Below are 19,864 nucleotides of genomic sequence, written 5' to 3'. Positions count from 1 at the left end.
CGCTAGGGTGAGGTACCAAAAAAAGTTGGTACTTATCTCCAACAGAACTGATCCCTATAATCCTTCGTAGGAGGGATCCAGATGGAATACTTGTCATTATGGTTTATCGTAGGGATCATCTTTTCCATAACACTCGCGGCGAGACAGATCAAGCCTTGGCTGAAATTCGTTATATTCGGTTACTACCTCGTGCTATCCTACCTATTTATCTCTCGTAAAGAACAGATATATAGTGAATATCATCGGGTGCCCGTTCCAGAGCAGTTCTGGGAAACCAACTCGGATTGGGTGGGATTCATGCTGGGCTTTTATTTTGTCCCATTTTTTCTCATCCTGCTGTTCATCTACTTTTGGCTGTTTCGAAAAGCTAACAGTGTGAAGAGACGGTTTTTCATTGCTCTTACCATTGTACCCGCAGCGATTATTTATCTATGCTTGCTGTTTGTTTTCAGTATGTACGGATATCGACCTTAAACAAGTGATGTCAGATTATCTTACATAGTTTTGGTTTCTCCGTTATAGTGTAAGAAGGGAGAAAAAATCTTCTTCAAATACGGAGGGGCTCTTATGAAGTCAGCGCTTTGTTATCGGGAAGGAATCGAGTTTTCAGAGGAAGAACTGCGTCAGCTGTCCCAGTTGCTGGTCGATGTCGTGGAGGATGGGGCTTCCCTTGGTTTTTTACCACCTATGCAGCTAGAAGAAGCACGCGTCTATTGGACTTCGGTGCCCAATGAACATGTGAAAATTTGGGTAGCTGTACAGGAAGATGTCATCGTCGGAGCCATCCAGTTGCATCTGGTGAGTCGTCCAAATGGATTGCATCGGGCAGAAATCGCCAAGCTGATGGTTCATCCTAGAGCGCAGCGTCAAGGCATTGGGCGTGGACTGATGCTGTTGGCGGAGGCAAGGGCCCTTGCTGAAAACCGCAGTCTCCTCGTTTTGGATACACGAGCGGGCGATCCGTCCAATCAGTTGTATCAGTCGATGGGCTATCAAGAAGCAGGGCGCATTCCGGGGTTTGCCCGAGCGGCTGATGGCAGCTTGCATGATACCGTCCTTTACTTTAAAACATTGGAATAGTCGAACAAGCTACAAGCGGACGGTTAACAGGCGTCCGTTTTTCTGTTTAAATAGTATGAAAAGTTTCCATGCTGGGAGGTTCTTATAATTTGTCATTTGGACCCCAAGAATTGACAGTCACCCTAGATGAGCAAAAAGAAAACATCAAAAGATGTCTAGAAACTCATAATCAACTGTTTTTAATTGCAGAAGTGGACGGGAGAATTGTGGGGAACCTGACTTTTCGAGGGGGTATCCGATCGAGAACGCGGCATGTAGGTGAATTTGGGATTAGCGTTTTGAAAGAGTTTTGGGGATCAGGGATTGGGAGACTTCTACTGGAATCACTGCTGGAATGGGCCAAGCAATCAAAGGTGATACGAAAAATCAATCTGAAAGTCCGTTCAGACAACGATTCTGCTATTCGCTTGTACAGAAAGCTAGGCTTCAAGGAATTCGGTACGGTGACGAGAGGATTTTTGATAGAGGATACATTTTACGATTGTCTCCACATGGGCATCGAAATAGACTGAGGAACAGACCGTCAGGATGTTGACCTGACGGATTTTTGATGAACAAAATACTGATTATTCAAACAAGTGGGAAGGGGGCCATCATGAAAAGGAAAGTCTCGACGTTTTTTTTGCAAGGAACACTGCGGGTGAAGATTCTCACGCTTTTTCTCTGTTTGATTGCAATCCCGCTAAGTTTGCAGGGAATCATCACGTATAACAAGTTTTCTGCTTCAACGGAATTGAGGACGGCTGAATACACGGGGCAGATTGTGGGTCAGATCAATCGCAACCTGGAGCGCAATATTCGGGAGATGAAGCGCTTATCACTCATGCCGCTCTACGATCCAGAAGTCCTGTCCATTTTAAAAGGAATTCAGACTAATACGTCGGCTACTTCTTTTCTCTCCATGGAAAAAAGGGAGAAGATGACGCTGTATATATCCAGTCTTTCCTATAGCCGACCGGAAGTAAAAGGCATTCAAATCATCGCGGGGAATGGCATGATTTTTTCCAATCTGGACCCTTCCGTCATGAAGAGCAAGGGAGATTTGGCAGAAGAGGGATGGTATTCGCGCGTGATCAAGGAACAGGGGGCAGCCGTCATTATTCCACAGCATCGGCCCGGCTATTATTTGGATGCCTCTGGTGAGCGCTATGTGTCAGTAGCTCGATTATTGCGAGAGCCATATACGAAAGTACCGCTCGGAATCATTAAAATCGATATGAAAATGGACATGTTTGACCAGATCTTGTCCGATATGCCTTTTACCCAGGATGGGAGCTTGATCATCGTAAATGAGGGAAACGAGCTGTTTTATGAAAAGAGGGAGAGCGAAGGCTCACCGGGCTATCGTACTTTGCTGCAAGAAACTAACGGGATCAATCGTGGAAATGCGAATCAGATGATGATTCAGGGTCAGCGATATCTCTTCGTGGATCATCAATCGAGAGAGACGGGGCTTGTGGTGATCAGTCTGATTCCGCTCGATATCCTGCTCGCAGAATCCAATAGCTTGCGCAGTTTTACGATGCTGATTGCGGCGATGTTTTTACTCGTCGCTGGCGGGCTCGCGATTTATTTTTCCTATTCACTCAGCAAGCCGCTCGTTCAATTGAAAGAAAAAATGCTGCAAGTAAAGCGAGGTAACTTCCATGAACGAGTTCCTGTCGATTCCCAAGACGAGATCGGGAAGCTGAGCGAGCAATTTAATCAGATGGTCGAGGAAATCAACCGCCTTGTCAATGAGGTGTATCTCAGCAGCTTGCGTGAGCGGGAGGCGGAGCTGGCGGCCTTGCAGAGCCAGATCAATCCGCATTTTATTTACAATACACTCGAATCGATCAATATGATGGCGATCCGCTCGGGCAATTACGATGTGTCTGACATGGTTTCTTCGCTCGGAAAACTCATGCGTTATACGGTCGTTCGAGAGGATGGGCACGTTACGCTGACGCAAGAGCTTGTATCGTTAGAATCCTACGTCCGTATCCAAAAGATTCGTCTGGGCGAGCGCCTTCAGGTGTATATGGACGTGGAAGAGAGCCTGTCGGATCAGCGTATTCCGAAGCTGCTGCTACAGCCATTGCTTGAAAATGCAATTGCACACGGGATCGAGCATCAGGAACAGGGGGGGACGATATGGCTCACGGCGCTTTGTCAGGAGGGTGTAATGCAAATCAGCGTGAGGGACAATGGCAAGGGAATGTCTGAGCAATCATTGAGTCGTCTGCTCGCAAGTCTGCGTACGCCTATGCAGCAGCATGAGATGACAGGAAACGCACACAATGGGACAGCATTGCGAAACATTTCCCAGCGGCTGACTTTATTGTTCGGGGAAGAGTACGGGCTGACGATTGTGAGCAGACCGGATCAAGGCACGGAAATTACGATGAAGATTCCGCTCGATTTTCAGAAGGGAGAAATATGCGATGTACAAAGTATTGCTTGTGGAAGATGAACGAATGATTCGGGAAGGCTTGAAAACGTTAATTGAAAAAGGAGCATCTGGTTTTGCCGTCATGGCAGAAGCGGAAAATGGAAAGGATGCCCTGCAGTATATGCGCACGGAAATACCTGATTTGATTGTGACAGATATCCGCATGCGGGAAGTCGACGGCTTGGCGCTCATCGGGAAAATTCGGGAGATGTACGAGGAGCTGCCCATCGTGATTATTAGTGGCTATGGTGATTTTCACTATGCACAGAAAGCGTTGAAGTACAAAGTCTCCGACTATCTTTTGAAGCCCATTGATCGATTAGAGCTGGTGAGCACGCTCGCAAAAATCAGGCAAGCGCTGGATCGCAAAAAGAAAGTCAGGGAAGAAGAAAACAGCGTCGACGGCAGCCATAGAGAAGAAAGACAAATCATTCGCAAGGTAAAAGCATTCATTCATGATCATTTGGACGGCGATTTGAGACTCCAGACGCTGGCGGAGTCTGTTCATTTGAATCCGATTTATTTGAGTCAATTGTTCAAGACCGAGACGGGGGAAAATGTCTCCGACTACATCACCCAGGTGAGGATGAACCGCGCCAAGCGGCTTTTACACGAGACGAGCCTAAAGGTGTATGATATCGCCCGCTTAGTAGGGTATCAGAGCGCGAAGCATTTCATGCTGGTATTTAAAAAGGAAGTCGGGATGACACCCGGGAGCTACCGAGATCTCGTAGGCAGTGAAGATCTTTAAATCTCATACCAAATCTAAATCTCGCGTGATTTATCTCACTATTCGATCAATTTTATACTGGTGACAGGGAAATCAGATAAGGAGGTACGCCATGAAAAAGGCAATCCTGTTGGCATTGTCTACTGCTTTGACAGCGTTTACATTTGGGTGCAGCAACACCGCGACGACTCCCGGTGACTCCGCAGCGGGCAAGAAAGAAGCAGTCGAGCTTACGTTTTTGACATGGGGCAACCAAGCCCACCTAGACCTGTATACGAAGCTCTCTGAAAAATTCACGCAACAAAACCCGACCATCAAGGTGAAGCTGGAATCTGTGCCATTCCCCGATTACCAGCAAAAGGTGACGGTGCTCGCTGCTGGTCAGGAGCTGCCTGACATCGGTTGGGTGTCTGAGCGAATGGTGCCGCAGTTTATGGAGAATGGGATATTGGAAGATGTCTCGGATGTAAAGAACGATGCTGCTTTTAAGCTGGACGACTTTATTCCGTCGACGCTTGAGCTGTTCCGAAAAGACGACAAACTGTACGGACTGCCGTTTTCTACCCCACCTACCGTGATGTTTTACAACAAAGAATTGTTTGAGAAGGCAGGCTTGAAATCGCCGAACGACCTAGCGAAAGAAGGAAAATGGACGTGGGAGGAATTCGAAAAGTCGGCTCAGGCGATCTCGAGCGGAACCGGGGTGAGCAAAATCTACGGGGCCAACTTCTTCCGCGATTGGAAAACGTGGATCATCCTGTCTTCCTATTCGTGGTCAAATGGCAGCGGTCCGTTCAACAAAGAAATGAATCAGTTTACGTGGAATGACCAATACGGGGTGGAGACACTCAGCATGCTCCAACGGATGATGTTTACAGATGGGTCGCATCCGAAGGCGGGTGAGCAGGTCAGCTTTGAATCAGGCAAAATTGGCATGTTCTTTGACGTGTACAGCTACGTTTCGAAGGCACGGACGATCAAGGACTTCAAGTGGGACATTGCTCCAATGCCAGCGGGTTCAAAAGGCTCGGCACCGATGCTCGGTCAGGCAGGGTATTCGATTTTCAAAGGAACGAAGCATTTGGAGGAGACCAAGCTATTCCTCAAGTTCCTCGCGAGTGAGCAGGGTGTCCAGGAGACCTCGACTTACTTTGTACCGCCGCGCTTGTCTGTGCTGAATTCCGATCCGTTTTTGAATGTTCCAGGCAACCCTGACCCTGCACACATCAAGCAGGCGGTTATCGATGAAATGCCTAAGGCACACCTGCAGCCAGGCCATGTGGATTGGCAAAAAATCGACACGTCGATACTGGCTGGTTTTGATCAATTATTCGGTCAAACGGCACAGCCTGCGGATATCGTGAAGTCGCTGGAAGAGAAAGTCAATCCGATCTTGAAAAAGTAAGCTCGCCACAACGGTCTGGGATACAGGCCGTTGTGACTTGAGAGGGGGGTTACGATGAATCGTTTTCGACAAGCACTGGAAGAGAAGCCGTTTCTGCTCATGGTCAGTCTCCCGCAAAACGATGAGACCTTGGCCAGAGCAGCGATGGAGGAAGGCGCAGATGGCTTGAAGATGCACATCAATGTGTACCATCGTGCCAGTGGCAACCGGTTCGGTCCTCTGGCTGAATATACGGACTTTATCCAAAAGATACGCAGCCAGTTCGCAGGGCCGATTGGCATTGTTCCGGGCGGGTCAATGGAGGAGCTCAATCCCGAGGAAATCAAACAGTTCGATTCGCTGGGAATCGACTTCATCTCCATCTATGGTCATCATTTGCCTGCGTCCCTTTTGAAAATCGAAGGGGTGGCGAGTACGTTTGCCATCGATGATCAGTTTGATTTGAACCGATTGGAGGCCGTGAAGCATTTTCCCATGACCGCATTGGAGGCCGTGAAGCATTTTCCCATGACCGCATTGGAGGCGTCGATTATTCCGGGGAGTGAGTATGGCACGAGGCTTACGTTTGCCGACCTGCTCACCTATCGGTACATTGTAGAAAAGGCAGGCATCCCCATCATCGTCCCGACACAGCGGAAAATTGTGGCGGAGGATATGAAAGCTCTGCGGGAAACGGGAGTTCGTGTCCTGTTAGCTGGAGCGATGGCGATCGGGAGGACAGAGGATGAAATGCGCCGTTCCATCCATGCATTGCGGAACGCGATTGACAACTAAGGAGGGATCGTATGGAGAGCAAGTTGAATGTCCCGCTCTCTCCTGACAAGAGAACAAGTGACATAAGGAAAAAATCCTTCAACCGGGAAGCGAATCTGACAGGATGGCTGTTTATAAGTCCGATGGCCATCGGGTTTGTGGTGCTGTTGCTTGGTCCGCTTTTGCTCGCGCTGTACATGAGCTTTACGGATTGGCCGTTACTAGGGGAAGCTGAATTTATTGGATTGGAAAATTACAGAGCGATCTTTCAGGATGCCGAATTTTGGACGGTCGTGGGCAATACCTTTACGTTCTCTGCTGGTCTCGTCCCCCTGAATATCGTGTTGGCGTTGGGGTTGGCCTTACTGCTCGTGCGCAAGCTGCCAGGGATCGGGATTTTTCGCACAGCCATTTTTGTGCCGGTCATGACATCGCTGATCGTCTGGGCGATTGTGTGGAAGTATTTGTTTGCGACAGACACAGGGTTTATCAATCAAATCTTGCAGATGTTCGGGATTACAGGTCCCTCATGGCTGTACAATCCAAAGCTGGCGATGCCAGTGGTGATCGTGACGAGTGTCCTGAAAAATGTGGGCTTGAACATGGTTCTGTTCATCGCTGCCTTACAGCAGGTGCCCGTTCACTTATACGAGGCGGCGCGCATTGATGGAGCCAGTCGGACGCGTCAATTGTTTCAAATTACGATCCCAATGATCAGTCCGACGGTTTTTTTAACTACGTTGTTGACGATCATCGGCTCGCTCAAGGTGTTTGGGCAGATTTACGTCATGACCCAGGGTGGGCCAGATAACAGTACAAAGGTGCTCGTCTATTACATATGGGAGCGTGCCTTCAAAAACTTTGAATTCGGTTATGCGTCTGCACTTGCCTTTGTGCTGTTCTTTATCATTTTAGTGTTTACGCTCTTGCAGTGGCAGTTTAGAAAAAGGTGGGTGTTCCATGAAGAGTAATCGCCACGGATTACAAGCGGGCAAGTTATTGGGAATTGGAGGTCACTATGTAGCGTTAGGAGCGATCTCCCTACTGATGCTGGTGCCTTTTTTGTGGATGCTTTCTACATCGTTAAAAGAGCCGGCCAAAATATTCGTCTTTCCGCCAGAGTTTATTCCTTCGTCGATCCGCTTGGAGAACTACACGGAGGTTTTGGCGAATACGCCGTTTCATTTGTTCTATTGGAACAGCCTGTACATTGCGATTTTGGTTACGGTTGGAACGGTTTTATTTTCATCGATTGCAGGCTATGCGTTTGCCCGAATTCCGTTTCGTGGACGCAATATCGTCTTTCTAGTGCTGCTGTCAACGATGATGATCCCGCATGAAGTGACGTCGATTCCGATGTTTTTGTTCATGCGCATGCTTGGGTTTATTAATACGCATGTGCCGTTGATTGTGCTTCCCATTTTCGGGGCAGGCGGAATTTTTGGAGTGTTCGTCATGCGCCAGTTTTTCCTCGGGATTCCGAAAGAACTGGAGGAAGCGGCGATGATTGATGGCTGCTCGCGTTGGCGGATTTACTGGAGCATCATGCTACCACTAGCGAAGCCAGCCATCGCGACGCTGACGATTTTTACGTTTTTGACGAGCTGGAACGAGTTTTACGATCCGCTCATTTTCATCAACGACAGAGAGCTGATGACGCTGCCGCTCGCTTTGTCCTTGTTTACCGATGAAGTAGGGACAGCTTGGCATCATCTGATGAGTGCGTCCGTTATGGCGACCTTGCCGCTTTTGATCGTGTTCTTTTTCGCCCAAAAGCAGTTTATCGAGGGTGTATCGATGACGGGCCTTAAAGATTAAAGGGTAAAGGGAGTTCAAAATATCGACTTTTTCAACAAGGAGTGAGTGCAGATGGATCGAGTAGTGGAAGCAGATGTAGTCGTGGTAGGCGGGGGACCGGCAGGAATCAGTGCCGCTCTCGCCAGCGGACGATTGGGAGCCAAAACGATCCTGATCGAGCGTTACGGCTTTCTCGGAGGGATGTCGACGATTGCGCTCGTTTATCCGTGGATGACGTTTCATACGGAGAAAGGCGAGCAAGTCATTAAAGGAATTGCACAGGAAATCGTCGACCGCTTGCAAGAAAAGGGGGGATCGCCTGGACATTTGCAAGATACGGTAGGATTCGTCAGCACAGTCACGCCGTATCATCCGGAAATTTACAAGCTGGTCGCTGTGGAAATGCTCAAGGAAGCGGGCGTCAAGCTGTTTGTCCATAGCTTTGTCGATCAGGTGAAGGTAGAGGGGACAGAGATTACTTCTGTTACGCTCACCAGTAAATCAGGCAAGTATGAGATCAAGGCCAAGGTATTCGTCGATGCGACAGGAGATGCAGATATCGCTTATTTATCGGGAGCGCCGACAAGTAAAGGGCGAGAGGCAGATGGGCTGACACAGCCGATGACCATGAAGTTTCGCATGCGTGGCGTCGATCTGGAGCAGGTCAAGCAGTACATGCTTGATCATCCAGACGAGTTTTATCACAAGACGCCGTTTGCGCAGTTGCCGTCCATTCCACTGACGGGTGTCCAAGGCTTTTATACGCATTGGAAGATGTCAGGTGTTCCGATTAATCGGGATCAAGTTCTGTTTTTCACAGGGCCTGAAAGCGATGAAGTTCTGATCAATTGCACGCGGGTGCAGGGGCTGGATGGAACAGATGTCGAGGATTTGACGGAAGCGGAGGAAGAAGGGAGACGTCAAGTGCTATTTATGTCTGAATTTTTGAAAAACAAAGTTCCAGGTTTCGCGAAAGCATCCGTCTCCGCAGTTGGAACGCAAATTGGAATCCGTGAGACGCGCAGAATCGTCGGGGAGTACAGCTTGACGATCGAAGATGTGGTCGCGGGCAGGCGTTTTCCGGATGTCATTGCTCGAAGCGGCTATCCGGTTGACATTCACGATCCTTCTGGCAAAGGCGTAGTGGCAGCAGATATTGAAGGAGAGGGCGCTTATGACATTCCGTATCGATGCCTGATCCCTCCGTCCATTGACAACTTGCTTGCGGCGGGGCGTTGTATCTCTACGACACATGAGGCGCTGGCTACGACCAGGCTTACCCCGAGCTGTATGGCTACAGGGCAAGCAGCAGGTACAGCAGCGGCCATCGCATTTCACGACAAGACCATTCCGCGTTTGATTCACGTGGCAAAATTACAAGAACAATTGCGTCTAGCGAATGCCGTCCTCGATTAAACCTTTTCATTTTGAAAGGAGATTGGATCTATGAAAAAGTTGCGCGTTGTCATTTCAACACTGGCTATGGCAGCACTAGTAACAGGCATGGTTCCATTTACGCAGACGAGTACAGTTGCGGCGAAAAAAGCGTCACCAAAACCAATTGCCAAAGTCGCCCTTGTCCCTCTCGATGATCGTCCGGTCAACACGTATTTTCCACAAATGTCAGCACGGGCAGGCGGGGTGGAGGCGATTATGCCGGATGAAGACATGCTCGGTCACTTTATGACTCCGGGCGATGGGGAAGAAATTGGCGATTGGCTGATCAAACAAGCAAGTAAAGTGGACGGCTCGGTCATCTCTGTCAGCATGCTGGCATATGGCGGGCTAGTTGCGTCCCGTACCGACCAACAGTCCTATGAAGATGCCCTATCGAATATCGAAGCCATTAAGAGACTGAGAGACAAACATTCCAAAAAGCCGATCTACGTCTTCGATACGATTCAACGCCTGGCGGTGACGGCGACTGATCCCGAAACATTGAAGTACTATGAGCAAATCAGAGAATGGGCCATTTTATACGATGAAGTACACAACCTCGGCATGACAGAAAAAAAGGATCGACTCGATCAGTTGGAAAGGGAGATTCCTGAGTCTGTGCTGGAAGATTACTTGAATGCCCGCGAGCGAAACCACAAGATTAACTCCTTGATGATTGATTGGGTAGAGGATGGGACCATTGATTATTTAGTGCTGGCTCAGGATGACGCTGCTCCCCATGGTCTTCACCGGGCAGAGCGGGAGACCTTGGTCAAAAAAGCAAAGGAGCTGGATGTAGAGGATCGTGTGGCGATTTTTCCTGGAGCGGACGAAGTAGGAACCGTCTTGTTGAGCCGATTCGCCTTGAACGAAATGCGCATCCATCCAAAAGTAGCAGTCGAGTATTCGGGTATAGACGGCAGTGAGTGGACGGCGCCGTTTGAAGACACGACCTTTGATGTAAATGTCGAGAAGCATATCATCGCAGCAGGCGGCAAGCCAGTTCGGGATGAAGACGATGCAGATATCGTGTTAATGATCAATTCACCGAAGAAAAAAGGACAGAGCAACGCAGAGAGACGCGAAGATCTGGATGAGTTCGTCGAAGAAATCAATGATCTTCTGGAGGAAGGAAAGCAGGTCGCCATTACAGATGTGACGATTACAAACAAAGCTGACCCTGAGCTGATCGAGCGACTACAAGAAGAAGTAAAGCTGCCGGAACTTTTCGCCTACACGGCATGGGGAACGGCGGGAAATAACATGGGAAGCGCGTTGGGACAGGCGTTGCAACGATCAGCCTTTTTGGAAAAAGGAAATCAGTTCGGTGTGCCCTTAACGGTGGATGCGGCAGAAACCCATATCAATCTGCTCTTGTCATCGTTTGTAAATGACCATCATTACCGAAATGAAGTGATGGCAGAAGCACGTGACCTTGTAAAAGAGTTAAAAGGAAATGAGTGGAATCTCGGAGATGACTACGACGAAGTCAATGATTTTGTGAGAGATGCACTGATACCACATACGGAAGAATGGTACGAAAACTACTTTGCCAATCAATCGCTGGTTATTGGGAAGCGAGGCAAGAATACGTTTGAAGGTGAAATCGTCGAATTAAAGGATAGGGAGATCAAGCTTCCTTGGGAACGGTTATTTGAAGTCTTTGTCGGGCCAGAAGTGAAGATTGAAAGGGAGTAAGGTTTAGAAAAAGCCGGTCTATTTTTCGAGTCTGCACATATCATGTCTCTATCGCTATAAGAAGGTGACTAGGATGGAGACTCTACAATGGTTGTATGTGCACTATGACTTGGAAATGTATGTGCGGGTAGTGGTGAGCGCGATTCTCGGTTTGTTTATCGGGTGGGATCGCTCGCATAGAAATAAGCCTGCCGGGCTGAAAACGTACATGTATGTGTCCGTAGCCTGCACGCTCATCACACTCGTTTCTATTTACAGCACAAAGCTATACAGCGCGCCTGGCAATGGAACGATGATGGACCCGATGCGCTTGGCTGCACAGATTGTCACAGGTCTTGGCTTTTTGGGAGCAGGCGTCATCTTGAAGGACGGCTTGAAAGTAAAAGGACTGACCTCCGCAGCCATGATCTTTTTCGCTGGAGGGATTGGTATAGGGATCGGAGCCGGATTTTACGGCATTGTGATATTCTCGGTCATCATCGCCTTTGTACTCGCTAGGATCAGTCAGCGTGTGGAAGATGTCCAGCACAAGCGGTTTGGAAAGTGAATCATGGAGAAGCGGTGCATTAGCATCGCTTTTTATTTTTAGAAGGAGCTGTAGTGGGGGAAGAAGCGAATTTCCAGTCTACGCTTCGGCCTACGCCCCGCAAGGGGTCAAGACTGTCCGCTTCGGAATAAATGGCGGGAGCGCTTCAAAACCTAGAAGTTTCGAGGAAGGATTCCATAAGTGAAGCTGAAATTCCCCGCCATTTATTCCGAAGCTAGGTCGGGCTCCAGAGGCGCTTGGACTGGAAATTCGCTTCTTCTACGCAGCTTCTCATTATTGTTTGAAAGCAAATCTTAGGAGATGAATGCAGTCCTATGCTCTCAAAAACTTCTTTGTAATAACTTACAAAATGCCGTAGTAGCGCGAAGTCATCCACAGCTGTACGAAAGCACTGTCACATGTTTGGAAGGAGACCGCCCGAACGAAGAGAGGATACAGGCGACTGGAAAACATGTGGCAGGGCTTCTCCCGACCACTACAGTTAGAAGGACATGAACTTAGGGGTTTTGATTGTACCGATTTCATACTATGCTAACGTTAGAATATTTCAAATAGGATGAGTGCCTGCATGAGCAAGTGGTTTGTAAGGCTATGCAATCTTGTCGTTATCATGGTGATCGGGATGCTCGCCGTGACGCCATTCGCTAATGCCGTGGAACAACCACCCCAGGCCAAACGAGGCGTGATAGATTTGCGTGGCGTGGATTGGGAAGACGGCGACACGATTTGGCTGGATGGGGAATGGAGTTTTTACTGGCGGCAGTTCCTCACCCCAGGTACTTTTGAATCCCATGCTTCCGTACGAGAGTACATCCAAGTACCTTCATCTTGGAAGCAGGGGGCCGGGAATCGAACGGATATATCCAATCAGGGATACGCCACGTATCGACTGCTCATTCAGCTGGATGAGCAAAAGTCAGAAAGACCCTTCGCACTCTATATGCCCAGCGTCGCAACGGCCTACAAACTGTGGATAAACGGCAAGGCTATGGCCGAAAACGGTGTAGTCGGTGAGGATTTAGCGAGTATGACCCCGAAAAATTATCCCAAGGTCGTCGTGTTTCAACCAGATCAACCACAAGTGGAGCTCGTTATTCACGTCTCTAATTTTGTCCAGCGAAAAGGTGGCCTGTGGGAAGCCATTGAGTTGGGGCATGCTGAGCAAATCATGGGGAAGCGTGAAGCCAACATTATCTACAGTGGCATGATTGCTGCATCCTTGTTAGTCATGGGCATCTATCATTTCGGTTTGTATATGACACGCAAAAGAGAGAGTTCGACTCTCTATTTTTGTGGAGTCAGCATTGCGATCGCGGTCCGCATTTTATTTTTGGGAGAGACGATGGCTGTTAGCTTGTTTCCGCAGATCCCATGGGAGATGGTGGTCAAGCTGGAGTACATGTCTTCTCTTCTCACGCTGATCATGCTCGCTTGTTTTGTCCATTCGCAGTATCGGGCATTATTCAATCGTTTCATTCAGAGAGCCTGCGTCTGGACAGGGCTTCTCTTTATTCTCTTCGTGCTTTTTACCCCTGCTAGAATCTATACAGAATGGATTTATGTAGGAGAAGCCTATTTGTTGCTTAACTATGGCTACATGCTATTCGTTTATGGACGGGCCATCGTTCAAAAACAGACAGGCTCTGTCTTAAATGGAATCGGTCTCCTCGTATTTTTTACCGCAGTTGTCAATGAAGTGTTGTTTTACGCACATCTGTCTCCGTTTGAAAATGCAATTCCGTTCGGCTTGCTCGTTTTTTTACTCACCCAAATGATGAATTTGTCCATGGTATTCGCCCGTTCCTTTGCCCATGTCGAGCAGCTTTCCGAAGAGCTTGCGCAGACCAATGAATGGTTGGAGCAAAAAGTACTGCAACGGACACAGGCACTCGCGGACAAGAATCAGGAGCTGCAAAGGATGGAGGAGTCACGGCGCATGCTGCTCTCCAATATTTCGCATGAACTGGGGACGCCGCTCACGTCGATTCAAGGGTTCATCAAGGCGATGATTGACGGTGTGGTCAAGCCGAATGATCCGAAATACTTGGGGATCATCTATGAAAAAACAATCTATTTGCATCGAATCATCACGGATTTGTTTGAGTTGTCCAAGATGGAGTCGAGGCAGCTTCGCTTTCATTTTCAGCCATTGTCAACAGTTGGATTTTTCCGTGGCTTGTACGAGAAGCATTTACTCGATATGCAGGAGAAACAGCTGCAATTTGTGTGGGAAGCACAGGAGGAGCCAGATACGGAGTGCAAGCTTTTGCTGGTGGCTGATCCGATTCGCCTGGAGCAGGTCATGAGCAATTTGCTTGTAAATGCGCAAGCGTATACGGCACCGGGCGGGGTCATCAAGCTACAGGTAGAGTGGGAGCTGGCTCTGGATGGGACAGGCGAGGCAACCATCAAGGTAATAGATACAGGTGCAGGGATTCAGGAGGAGGCGCTTCCTTTTGTGTTTGATCGATTTTATCGGGGGAGTGAATCTAGAAAGCTACGGACGGCAGGAGTGGGGCTAGGTCTGGCCATCTCCAAAGAAATTATCGAAAATCATCACGGGAAAATCGGCGTACAGAGTAAAGCGGGAGAGGGAAGCCTCTTCTGGTTTTCGCTGCCAGTCCGCTGGAAGGAAGAGAGTGAAGAGGGAGGAGAGAAGGTGAGATGAGCAACGAGGTAGTCCTGTTGGTAGAAGATGATGAGAACATTCGCGAATTGGTCAGGCTCTATTTGCAGGCTAGTGGTTTTCAGGTGCGAGAGGCAGAGGATACGAGGCAAGCGCAGGCCATGATGCTGAGTGAACAATTGGATATGGTCCTCCTTGACATTTTGTTGCCGGATGGATCGGGCCTAGAACTTTGTCAGACATGGAGGCAGAGTGGAATTCATGTGCCTGTCTTGTTTTTGAGCTGTAAAAATGACACGGAGGATATGATCGCTGGCCTGGATCTTGGTGGTGATGATTATGTGACCAAGCCCTTTGATCCCAATCTGTTGATTTCACGGGTGAAGGCGCACTTGCGCAGGAGGAGCATACAGGGAGAAAACAGCAAAGCTTTGTTGTCTCCAAAAGGACTGATAGAGACCTTGACCAAACGAGAGCTGGAGATGCTTCACATGATCAAAGCGGGGTATACGAATCAGGAGATCGCACTGCAATATCAAATATCGATTGGTACCGTCAAAGGATACAATAACCAATTGTTCAGCAAGCTCGGTGCCAAAAACCGGACGCATGCCATTATGCTTGCGAGTCAGTTCGGCTTTTTTACGTGAGCCCTAACTTTAGTTGGCTCCTCTTTTTTCTCGATTTTTCCAATGATATTCCTCTGACAAACGCGCGTTATGCTGGAAGAGCAATGAAAATCTGGAAAGGACGCGTGCGCGATGAGAGATGAAAGACTAGGAAAAATAGCAGACAACTTGATTTCGTACAGCCTGGATGTGCAAGCCAAACAGCATATTATGATCATGGTCGTGGATGAAGGAGAGCCGCTGGCAATGGAATTGGTAAAGCGGCTGTATGCGAAGGGAGCGTATCCCCACCTGCGCTTTGTACGGCCGAAGGTCCAGCGGGAATGGTTGAAAGGGCTAACGGAAGAGCAGCTTGCCCAGACAGTTCAGTGGGAAAAGGACATGTGGTTTGGCATGCAAGGCTATATCGGAATTCATGGCGAGACAAATGATAGTGAGATGAAGGATGTTCCGCAGGAGAAGTACCGTCTGTACGCAGAAGCGTATGATTCCATTTTCCATCATGTCGACAATCAAGTTACGGGACTGCGCATTAACTACCCGACCTCGGCCCTTGCTCAAAAGGCCAACATGACGACAGAAGCGTTTGAAGATTTTTATTTCAACGTATGTTCACTCGATTATCGGAAAATGGCAGAAGCGTGCCAGCCGTTGTACGACCTCATGGACAAAACGGACAAGGTGCGCATCGTTGGACCAGGGACAGACCTGACGTTTTCGATCAAAGGGATTGGGACGCGGACAGCGGTAGGCAAACGAAACATTCCCGATGGCGAAGTGTATACCTCTCCCGTGCGCGACTCGATTCACGGGACGATCAGCTACAATACGCCCAGCAATTTCAAAGGCACGACGTTTGAAAACGTCCGGTTTACTTTTCGGGAAGGAAAGATTGTCGAGGCGTACGCTAACCATACTGACAAGCTCATGGAAATATTGGACACGGATGAAGGTGCACGCTACATTGGTGAATTCGCCATTGCGTTTAACCCGTACATTTTGCACCCGATGGGCGATACTTTGTTTGATGAAAAAATCGAGGGGAGCTTCCATCTCACACCGGGTCGTGCCTATGATCAGGCGGATAACGGCAACCGCAGCGCGATTCACTGGGACCTGATCTGCATTCAGCGTCCGGAATACGGTGGCGGCGAAATCTGGTTTGACGATGTGCTGATTCGAAAAGATGGAAGGTTTGTGCATGAGGCTCTGCTGGGGCTGAATCCGGAGCAATTGATTCTGTAGGGAGGGCGATAATGCCCTCCCCCTTTATTTGAGTTTGAAAACGACTACACCAGCGATCATGATGCCGATTCCGATGATTTTGTTCAAGGTGATCGGAACCTTTTGCACGCCGAACAGACCGAGAGAATCAATGAGGAGAGCGACAAGCAATTGTGAGATGAGCAGAATCGATACAGCGTAAGCAGGGCCGATGGCGGTAATGCCTTTCATCACACTAAAAACGATGATCGCTCCGAAAACGCCTCCTAGCAAATACACCTTGTTCACTTCCCCGATGCTTTTCCAATCGCCATCACGAACGTAGAGAAAGATCGCGAACGATACAAGAAAGCCTACGGCGTGAACAATCGCATTGGTTTGCCACAGTCCAAGCTTTGTACTGGCTTGCGCATTGAACACGCTTTGTAGACAAATAAAAACGCCAGCGAGTAACGAAAAGAGAATGCCTTGCACAATATGACCTCCTATATGGTTGATTACTCGTAGATGTTTCCGCTCGCAAGCTCGCTGATTTTTTCTCGATCCTTGATAATCAGTGCGCTTTTTTTGCGTTCGATCACGGATGCTGCGCAAAGATTGCGGATGACCCGGTTCAAATGTCGGTAGCTGGTACCCAACAGCTCGGCAACCTCTGTCAGCTTCGCCGTCTTTAACTCCTCGGAAGCGGTCGACCCCGTATCGCTGGACAGCGTGGAGAGCAAATAGCTGGCAAAGCGATTTTCAACGGGATACAACAGGTTCAGGCTGGTTGAGTTCGATGATGTATGCAGCTTGTGACTGATTTTATGTAGAATGAATTGCAAAAAAGGTGGGTGGTTCTGGTAGTTTTCCTGCAAAACTTTGAAGGGGAGACTGACCACGAGACTTCGATGGACAAACTCAACCGTATTGCGGACCTCGCATTGTGTGACATACTCGACGTCTCCGATAATCGCGAGTGGATTGTTAAAGCGTAGCAACAAAGATTTTCCGTTAGGGAGCGTCGTGAAAATCTTGATTTTTCCCTTCAGAATGAAGTACATATGGTGAAGCTGATCGCCCTTCGAACAGAGGATGTCACCCTTTTCAGCCTGATACAGGCGCATTTCATGGAGAGTAATGGCGTCAAAAATATCGGGCAAGGAACTATTTTGCAACAGCGTATGCAAAAGTGTGCGGTCGTGAAGTTCTTTCATGTATCAAGCCTCCTGCTAGTTTGCTTGCAGGTTATACCCTCTTTAGTAAAAGGCATTTGCGCGCGAAAAAAAAGGACATATGTCCTTTTTCCCATTTAAACACAGAAGACGCGTAGCAGGAATATTCGGATAGATTCGAGAAGTACAATTGTCGAGATAATAGGAAAGAGAGAAACGAAGGAGTGGTTCACATGACTTTGCCTGTAAGTGAAAGAATCATTGGATTTGTAGGAACGGGTGTCATGGGGAAAAGCATGGCAAACCATTTTCTGCAAGCAGGATATACAGTGCTGGTGTACACGCGTACAAAGGAAAAAGCGGCAGATTTGCTGGCAGCAGGTGCGATTTGGAAGGAACATGTCAGTGAGCTGGCAAAAGAGGCAAACGTGATCATCACAATGGTCGGCTACCCATCTGATGTCGAGGAAGTGTATCTCGGCGCGGACGGAATTGTGGCAAATGCGAAGCCAGGCACTTATTTGATCGATATGACGACATCGAAGCCGTCGCTGGCGAAACATATTTATGAGGAAGCCAAAAAGCACGAGCTGCATTCCCTTGATGCGCCTGTCTCCGGTGGAGATGTGGGGGCACGCGAAGCTCGACTGACTATCATGGTTGGTGGCGATCAGGAAGTATTTGATGCGATGGAGCCAGTGTTTACGATCATGGGGACAAACGTCGTCTTGCAGGGTGGACCAGGTGCAGGTCAGCATACCAAAATGTGCAACCAAATTTGTATTGCCACGAACATGATCGGTGTGTGTGAAGCGATTGCATATGCGAAAAAAGCAGGTCTGGACCCAGAGAAAGTGCTGACGAGCATTGCAGCGGGTGCCGCAGGCAGCTGGTCGCTGTCGAATCTGGCACCGCGCATGATCGCGGGCAACTTCGCACCAGGCTTTTACGTCAAACATTTTATCAAGGACATGGGAATCGCATTGGAAGCAGCGGAGGAAATGGGGCTAATGACACCAGGACTCGCGCTCTCCAAATCGCTCTATGAAGAACTGGCAGCAAACGGCGAGGCAGATAGCGGTACGCAAGCTTTGATCAAATGGTTTGAAGGCAAGTAGAAGTAAAAAGGAGCCCTTTTCACGAAGGGCTCCTTCTCTATGTCCATCCGTCACGTGTTGACTTGTACATCTCGTACATCTTTTGGGACGGATCTATTTTTGGTAGGGGGTTGTTCCATTTTCTTCACTTCTAAGATGTCTAGCAAGAAAACAAAGGACGGAATCCCGACAATCAGTCCCCATACTCCAAAGAAATGCTCGGAAAAGATCAGAACGACAAACGTGTAGAAAATCGGCAAGTGAGTCTTCGTTGCCATCAAGCGAGGATTCAACACATATGCCTCAAGCGCGTGAATCACCATGATAAAAACGAGCAAATAAACAACGGTTGCGATACCACCTACGCTAAAAGCGATGGCACTGAGCGGAATCAATGAAATGGCGACACCTGCAACGGGAATGAGCCCCAGTATGAAGACCATGATGGCGAGTCCCAATAGATTCGGAAAGCCCATGATCCATAGACCGATAACGGTGAAGGTCGTATTGAATAAGGCGATCAACAGCTGTGTTTCGATTACTTTACCAAAGGTCAGGATGAATTTTTGGCTGAAGTAGGCGATTTCGTTGTACAGCCAGGATAATTTGCTCGTGCGAAATTGAGCCGTAAACGTAACGACATTGTCTTTACCGAGCAGGAAAAACAGACTCAGAATAATCGCTAGAAAGACATTGAACCCAACGTTTCTGACCACTGCGAGAAAATCAAGGCTGCCTTGAACGATGCCCTTCATATCTAGCTTCCCAACAACAGACATAAGATAGGGGGCAAACTCATTGTGCTGATTTTGGTGGTACACTTGCTCGATGACATGGAACAATTGTCCGGTTTGGTGAATAAGCGCCGGAATGGCTTTCATCCCACCGACAACGAGAAAGAACGTCAGTAACATATAGAGAAAAATGAGAATCAGCTTGGGATGGATCGGCACGACTTTGTGTATAAGACGTGTGAGGTATTGATGCAGCCGATTCATTAAATAGGTAACTAAAAAGGTTAGCAAAACCATGTTCAGCATACTTCCCAAGGAGTAAAGCAACAAACAAAATAACGCCAAAATCCCAAATCGTCTTACATCCGGCTTTTGCAAGGCGGCAGCAAAGAAATTCATGGGAACATCCTTTCCAAGTGCTCTTATAAGCACTCCCATCCGTATACGATGATTATACTGCGTCGGTGTGAACAATTATAGCACGCTTAAAAGCGAGTGGAGGGAAAGAAAAGGTTCCAGTTG

At 48.4% G+C, this 19,864-nt stretch carries 19 protein-coding genes; 16 read left to right on the top strand and 3 right to left on the bottom strand.

What is annotated here, in order from left to right; all coding sequences use genetic code 11:
* Window positions 1-81 precede the first annotated feature (81 nt).
* The 15 genes from ACFVS2_RS13370 to ACFVS2_RS13300 all read left to right on the top strand — a co-directional run bounded on the left by ACFVS2_RS13370 (window position 82) and on the right by ACFVS2_RS13300 (window position 16,378).
* Window positions 82-474: a hypothetical protein gene (locus ACFVS2_RS13370; protein ID WP_390234606.1), complete on the top strand. Its 393-nt coding sequence runs from the start codon at window positions 82-84 to the stop codon at window positions 472-474.
* Window positions 475-567: 93 nt separating this feature from the next.
* A complete protein-coding gene (locus ACFVS2_RS13365; RefSeq protein ID WP_173620522.1) occupies window positions 568-1,080 on the top strand; it encodes a GNAT family N-acetyltransferase in 513 nt (170 codons plus the stop codon).
* Between the two features lie 89 nt (window positions 1,081-1,169).
* On the top strand, window positions 1,170-1,592 hold the full coding sequence (locus tag ACFVS2_RS13360; protein ID WP_390234604.1) for a GNAT family N-acetyltransferase: 423 nt from the start codon (window positions 1,170-1,172) through the stop codon (window positions 1,590-1,592).
* Between the two features lie 83 nt (window positions 1,593-1,675).
* A complete protein-coding gene (locus tag ACFVS2_RS13355; RefSeq protein WP_390234602.1) occupies window positions 1,676-3,532 on the top strand; it encodes a cache domain-containing sensor histidine kinase in 1,857 nt (618 codons plus the stop codon).
* Window positions 3,504-4,262 carry a response regulator transcription factor gene (locus tag ACFVS2_RS13350; protein WP_173620519.1) on the top strand — a complete coding sequence of 253 codons (759 nt, stop codon included), beginning with the start codon at window positions 3,504-3,506 and terminating at the stop codon, window positions 4,260-4,262. Before ACFVS2_RS13355 ends, ACFVS2_RS13350 begins: the two co-directional genes overlap by 29 nt.
* A gap of 91 nt (window positions 4,263-4,353) precedes the next feature.
* Window positions 4,354-5,646 (top strand): ABC transporter substrate-binding protein, encoded by a 1,293-nt coding sequence (locus ACFVS2_RS13345; RefSeq protein ID WP_390234600.1) that lies wholly within the window; start codon window positions 4,354-4,356, stop codon window positions 5,644-5,646.
* Window positions 5,647-5,700: 54 nt separating this feature from the next.
* On the top strand, window positions 5,701-6,420 hold the full coding sequence (locus tag ACFVS2_RS13340) for a hypothetical protein (RefSeq protein ID WP_390234598.1): 720 nt from the start codon (window positions 5,701-5,703) through the stop codon (window positions 6,418-6,420).
* Window positions 6,421-6,431: 11 nt separating this feature from the next.
* Window positions 6,432-7,370: a carbohydrate ABC transporter permease gene (locus tag ACFVS2_RS13335; protein WP_390234595.1), complete on the top strand. Its 939-nt coding sequence runs from the start codon at window positions 6,432-6,434 to the stop codon at window positions 7,368-7,370.
* Entirely contained in the window at window positions 7,360-8,217 is an 858-nt protein-coding gene (locus ACFVS2_RS13330; protein WP_064203104.1) for a carbohydrate ABC transporter permease, read from the top strand. Before ACFVS2_RS13335 ends, ACFVS2_RS13330 begins: the two co-directional genes overlap by 11 nt.
* A 51-nt stretch (window positions 8,218-8,268) precedes the next feature.
* Complete coding sequence (locus tag ACFVS2_RS13325) at window positions 8,269-9,612, top strand: FAD-dependent oxidoreductase (RefSeq protein WP_390234593.1); 1,344 nt, start codon at window positions 8,269-8,271, stop codon at window positions 9,610-9,612.
* 30 nt (window positions 9,613-9,642) lie between these two features.
* Window positions 9,643-11,331: a DUF4127 family protein gene (locus tag ACFVS2_RS13320; RefSeq protein ID WP_390234590.1), complete on the top strand. Its 1,689-nt coding sequence runs from the start codon at window positions 9,643-9,645 to the stop codon at window positions 11,329-11,331.
* A gap of 73 nt (window positions 11,332-11,404) precedes the next feature.
* Window positions 11,405-11,878: an MgtC/SapB family protein gene (locus ACFVS2_RS13315; RefSeq protein WP_390234587.1), complete on the top strand. Its 474-nt coding sequence runs from the start codon at window positions 11,405-11,407 to the stop codon at window positions 11,876-11,878.
* Window positions 11,879-12,446: 568 nt separating this feature from the next.
* Entirely contained in the window at window positions 12,447-14,546 is a 2,100-nt protein-coding gene (locus ACFVS2_RS13310; protein ID WP_390234584.1) for a sensor histidine kinase, read from the top strand.
* Window positions 14,543-15,154, top strand: coding sequence for a response regulator (locus ACFVS2_RS13305; protein ID WP_173620511.1), 612 nt, complete (start codon window positions 14,543-14,545; stop codon window positions 15,152-15,154). The genes ACFVS2_RS13310 and ACFVS2_RS13305 overlap by 4 nt, the downstream gene beginning before the upstream one ends.
* 111 nt (window positions 15,155-15,265) lie before the next feature.
* Window positions 15,266-16,378, top strand: coding sequence for an aminopeptidase (locus tag ACFVS2_RS13300; protein WP_390234581.1), 1,113 nt, complete (start codon window positions 15,266-15,268; stop codon window positions 16,376-16,378).
* Window positions 16,379-16,402: 24 nt separating this feature from the next.
* Here ACFVS2_RS13300 and ACFVS2_RS13295 read toward each other — a convergent pair whose 3' ends face one another.
* Complete coding sequence (locus tag ACFVS2_RS13295) at window positions 16,403-16,831, bottom strand: DMT family transporter (protein WP_007729656.1); 429 nt, start codon at window positions 16,829-16,831, stop codon at window positions 16,403-16,405.
* Between the two features lie 23 nt (window positions 16,832-16,854).
* Window positions 16,855-17,553: a cyclic nucleotide-binding domain-containing protein gene (locus ACFVS2_RS13290; protein ID WP_390234577.1), complete on the bottom strand. Its 699-nt coding sequence runs from the start codon at window positions 17,551-17,553 to the stop codon at window positions 16,855-16,857.
* Window positions 17,554-17,744: 191 nt separating this feature from the next.
* Between ACFVS2_RS13290 and ACFVS2_RS13285 the strand changes: the two genes are divergently transcribed.
* Entirely contained in the window at window positions 17,745-18,629 is an 885-nt protein-coding gene (locus ACFVS2_RS13285; RefSeq protein WP_173620508.1) for an NAD(P)-dependent oxidoreductase, read from the top strand.
* Window positions 18,630-18,679: 50 nt separating this feature from the next.
* Here the strand turns inward: ACFVS2_RS13285 and ACFVS2_RS13280 are convergent, their stop codons facing one another.
* Entirely contained in the window at window positions 18,680-19,741 is a 1,062-nt protein-coding gene (locus ACFVS2_RS13280; RefSeq protein ID WP_173620507.1) for an AI-2E family transporter, read from the bottom strand.
* Window positions 19,742-19,864: the final 123 nt, after the last annotated feature.

Origin of the sequence: Brevibacillus sp. NPDC058079 (assembly GCF_042885155.1) — a bacterium.
Lineage (GTDB): Bacteria > Bacillota > Bacilli > Brevibacillales > Brevibacillaceae > Brevibacillus.
This window is presented reverse-complemented; position numbering and strand designations above follow the sequence as displayed.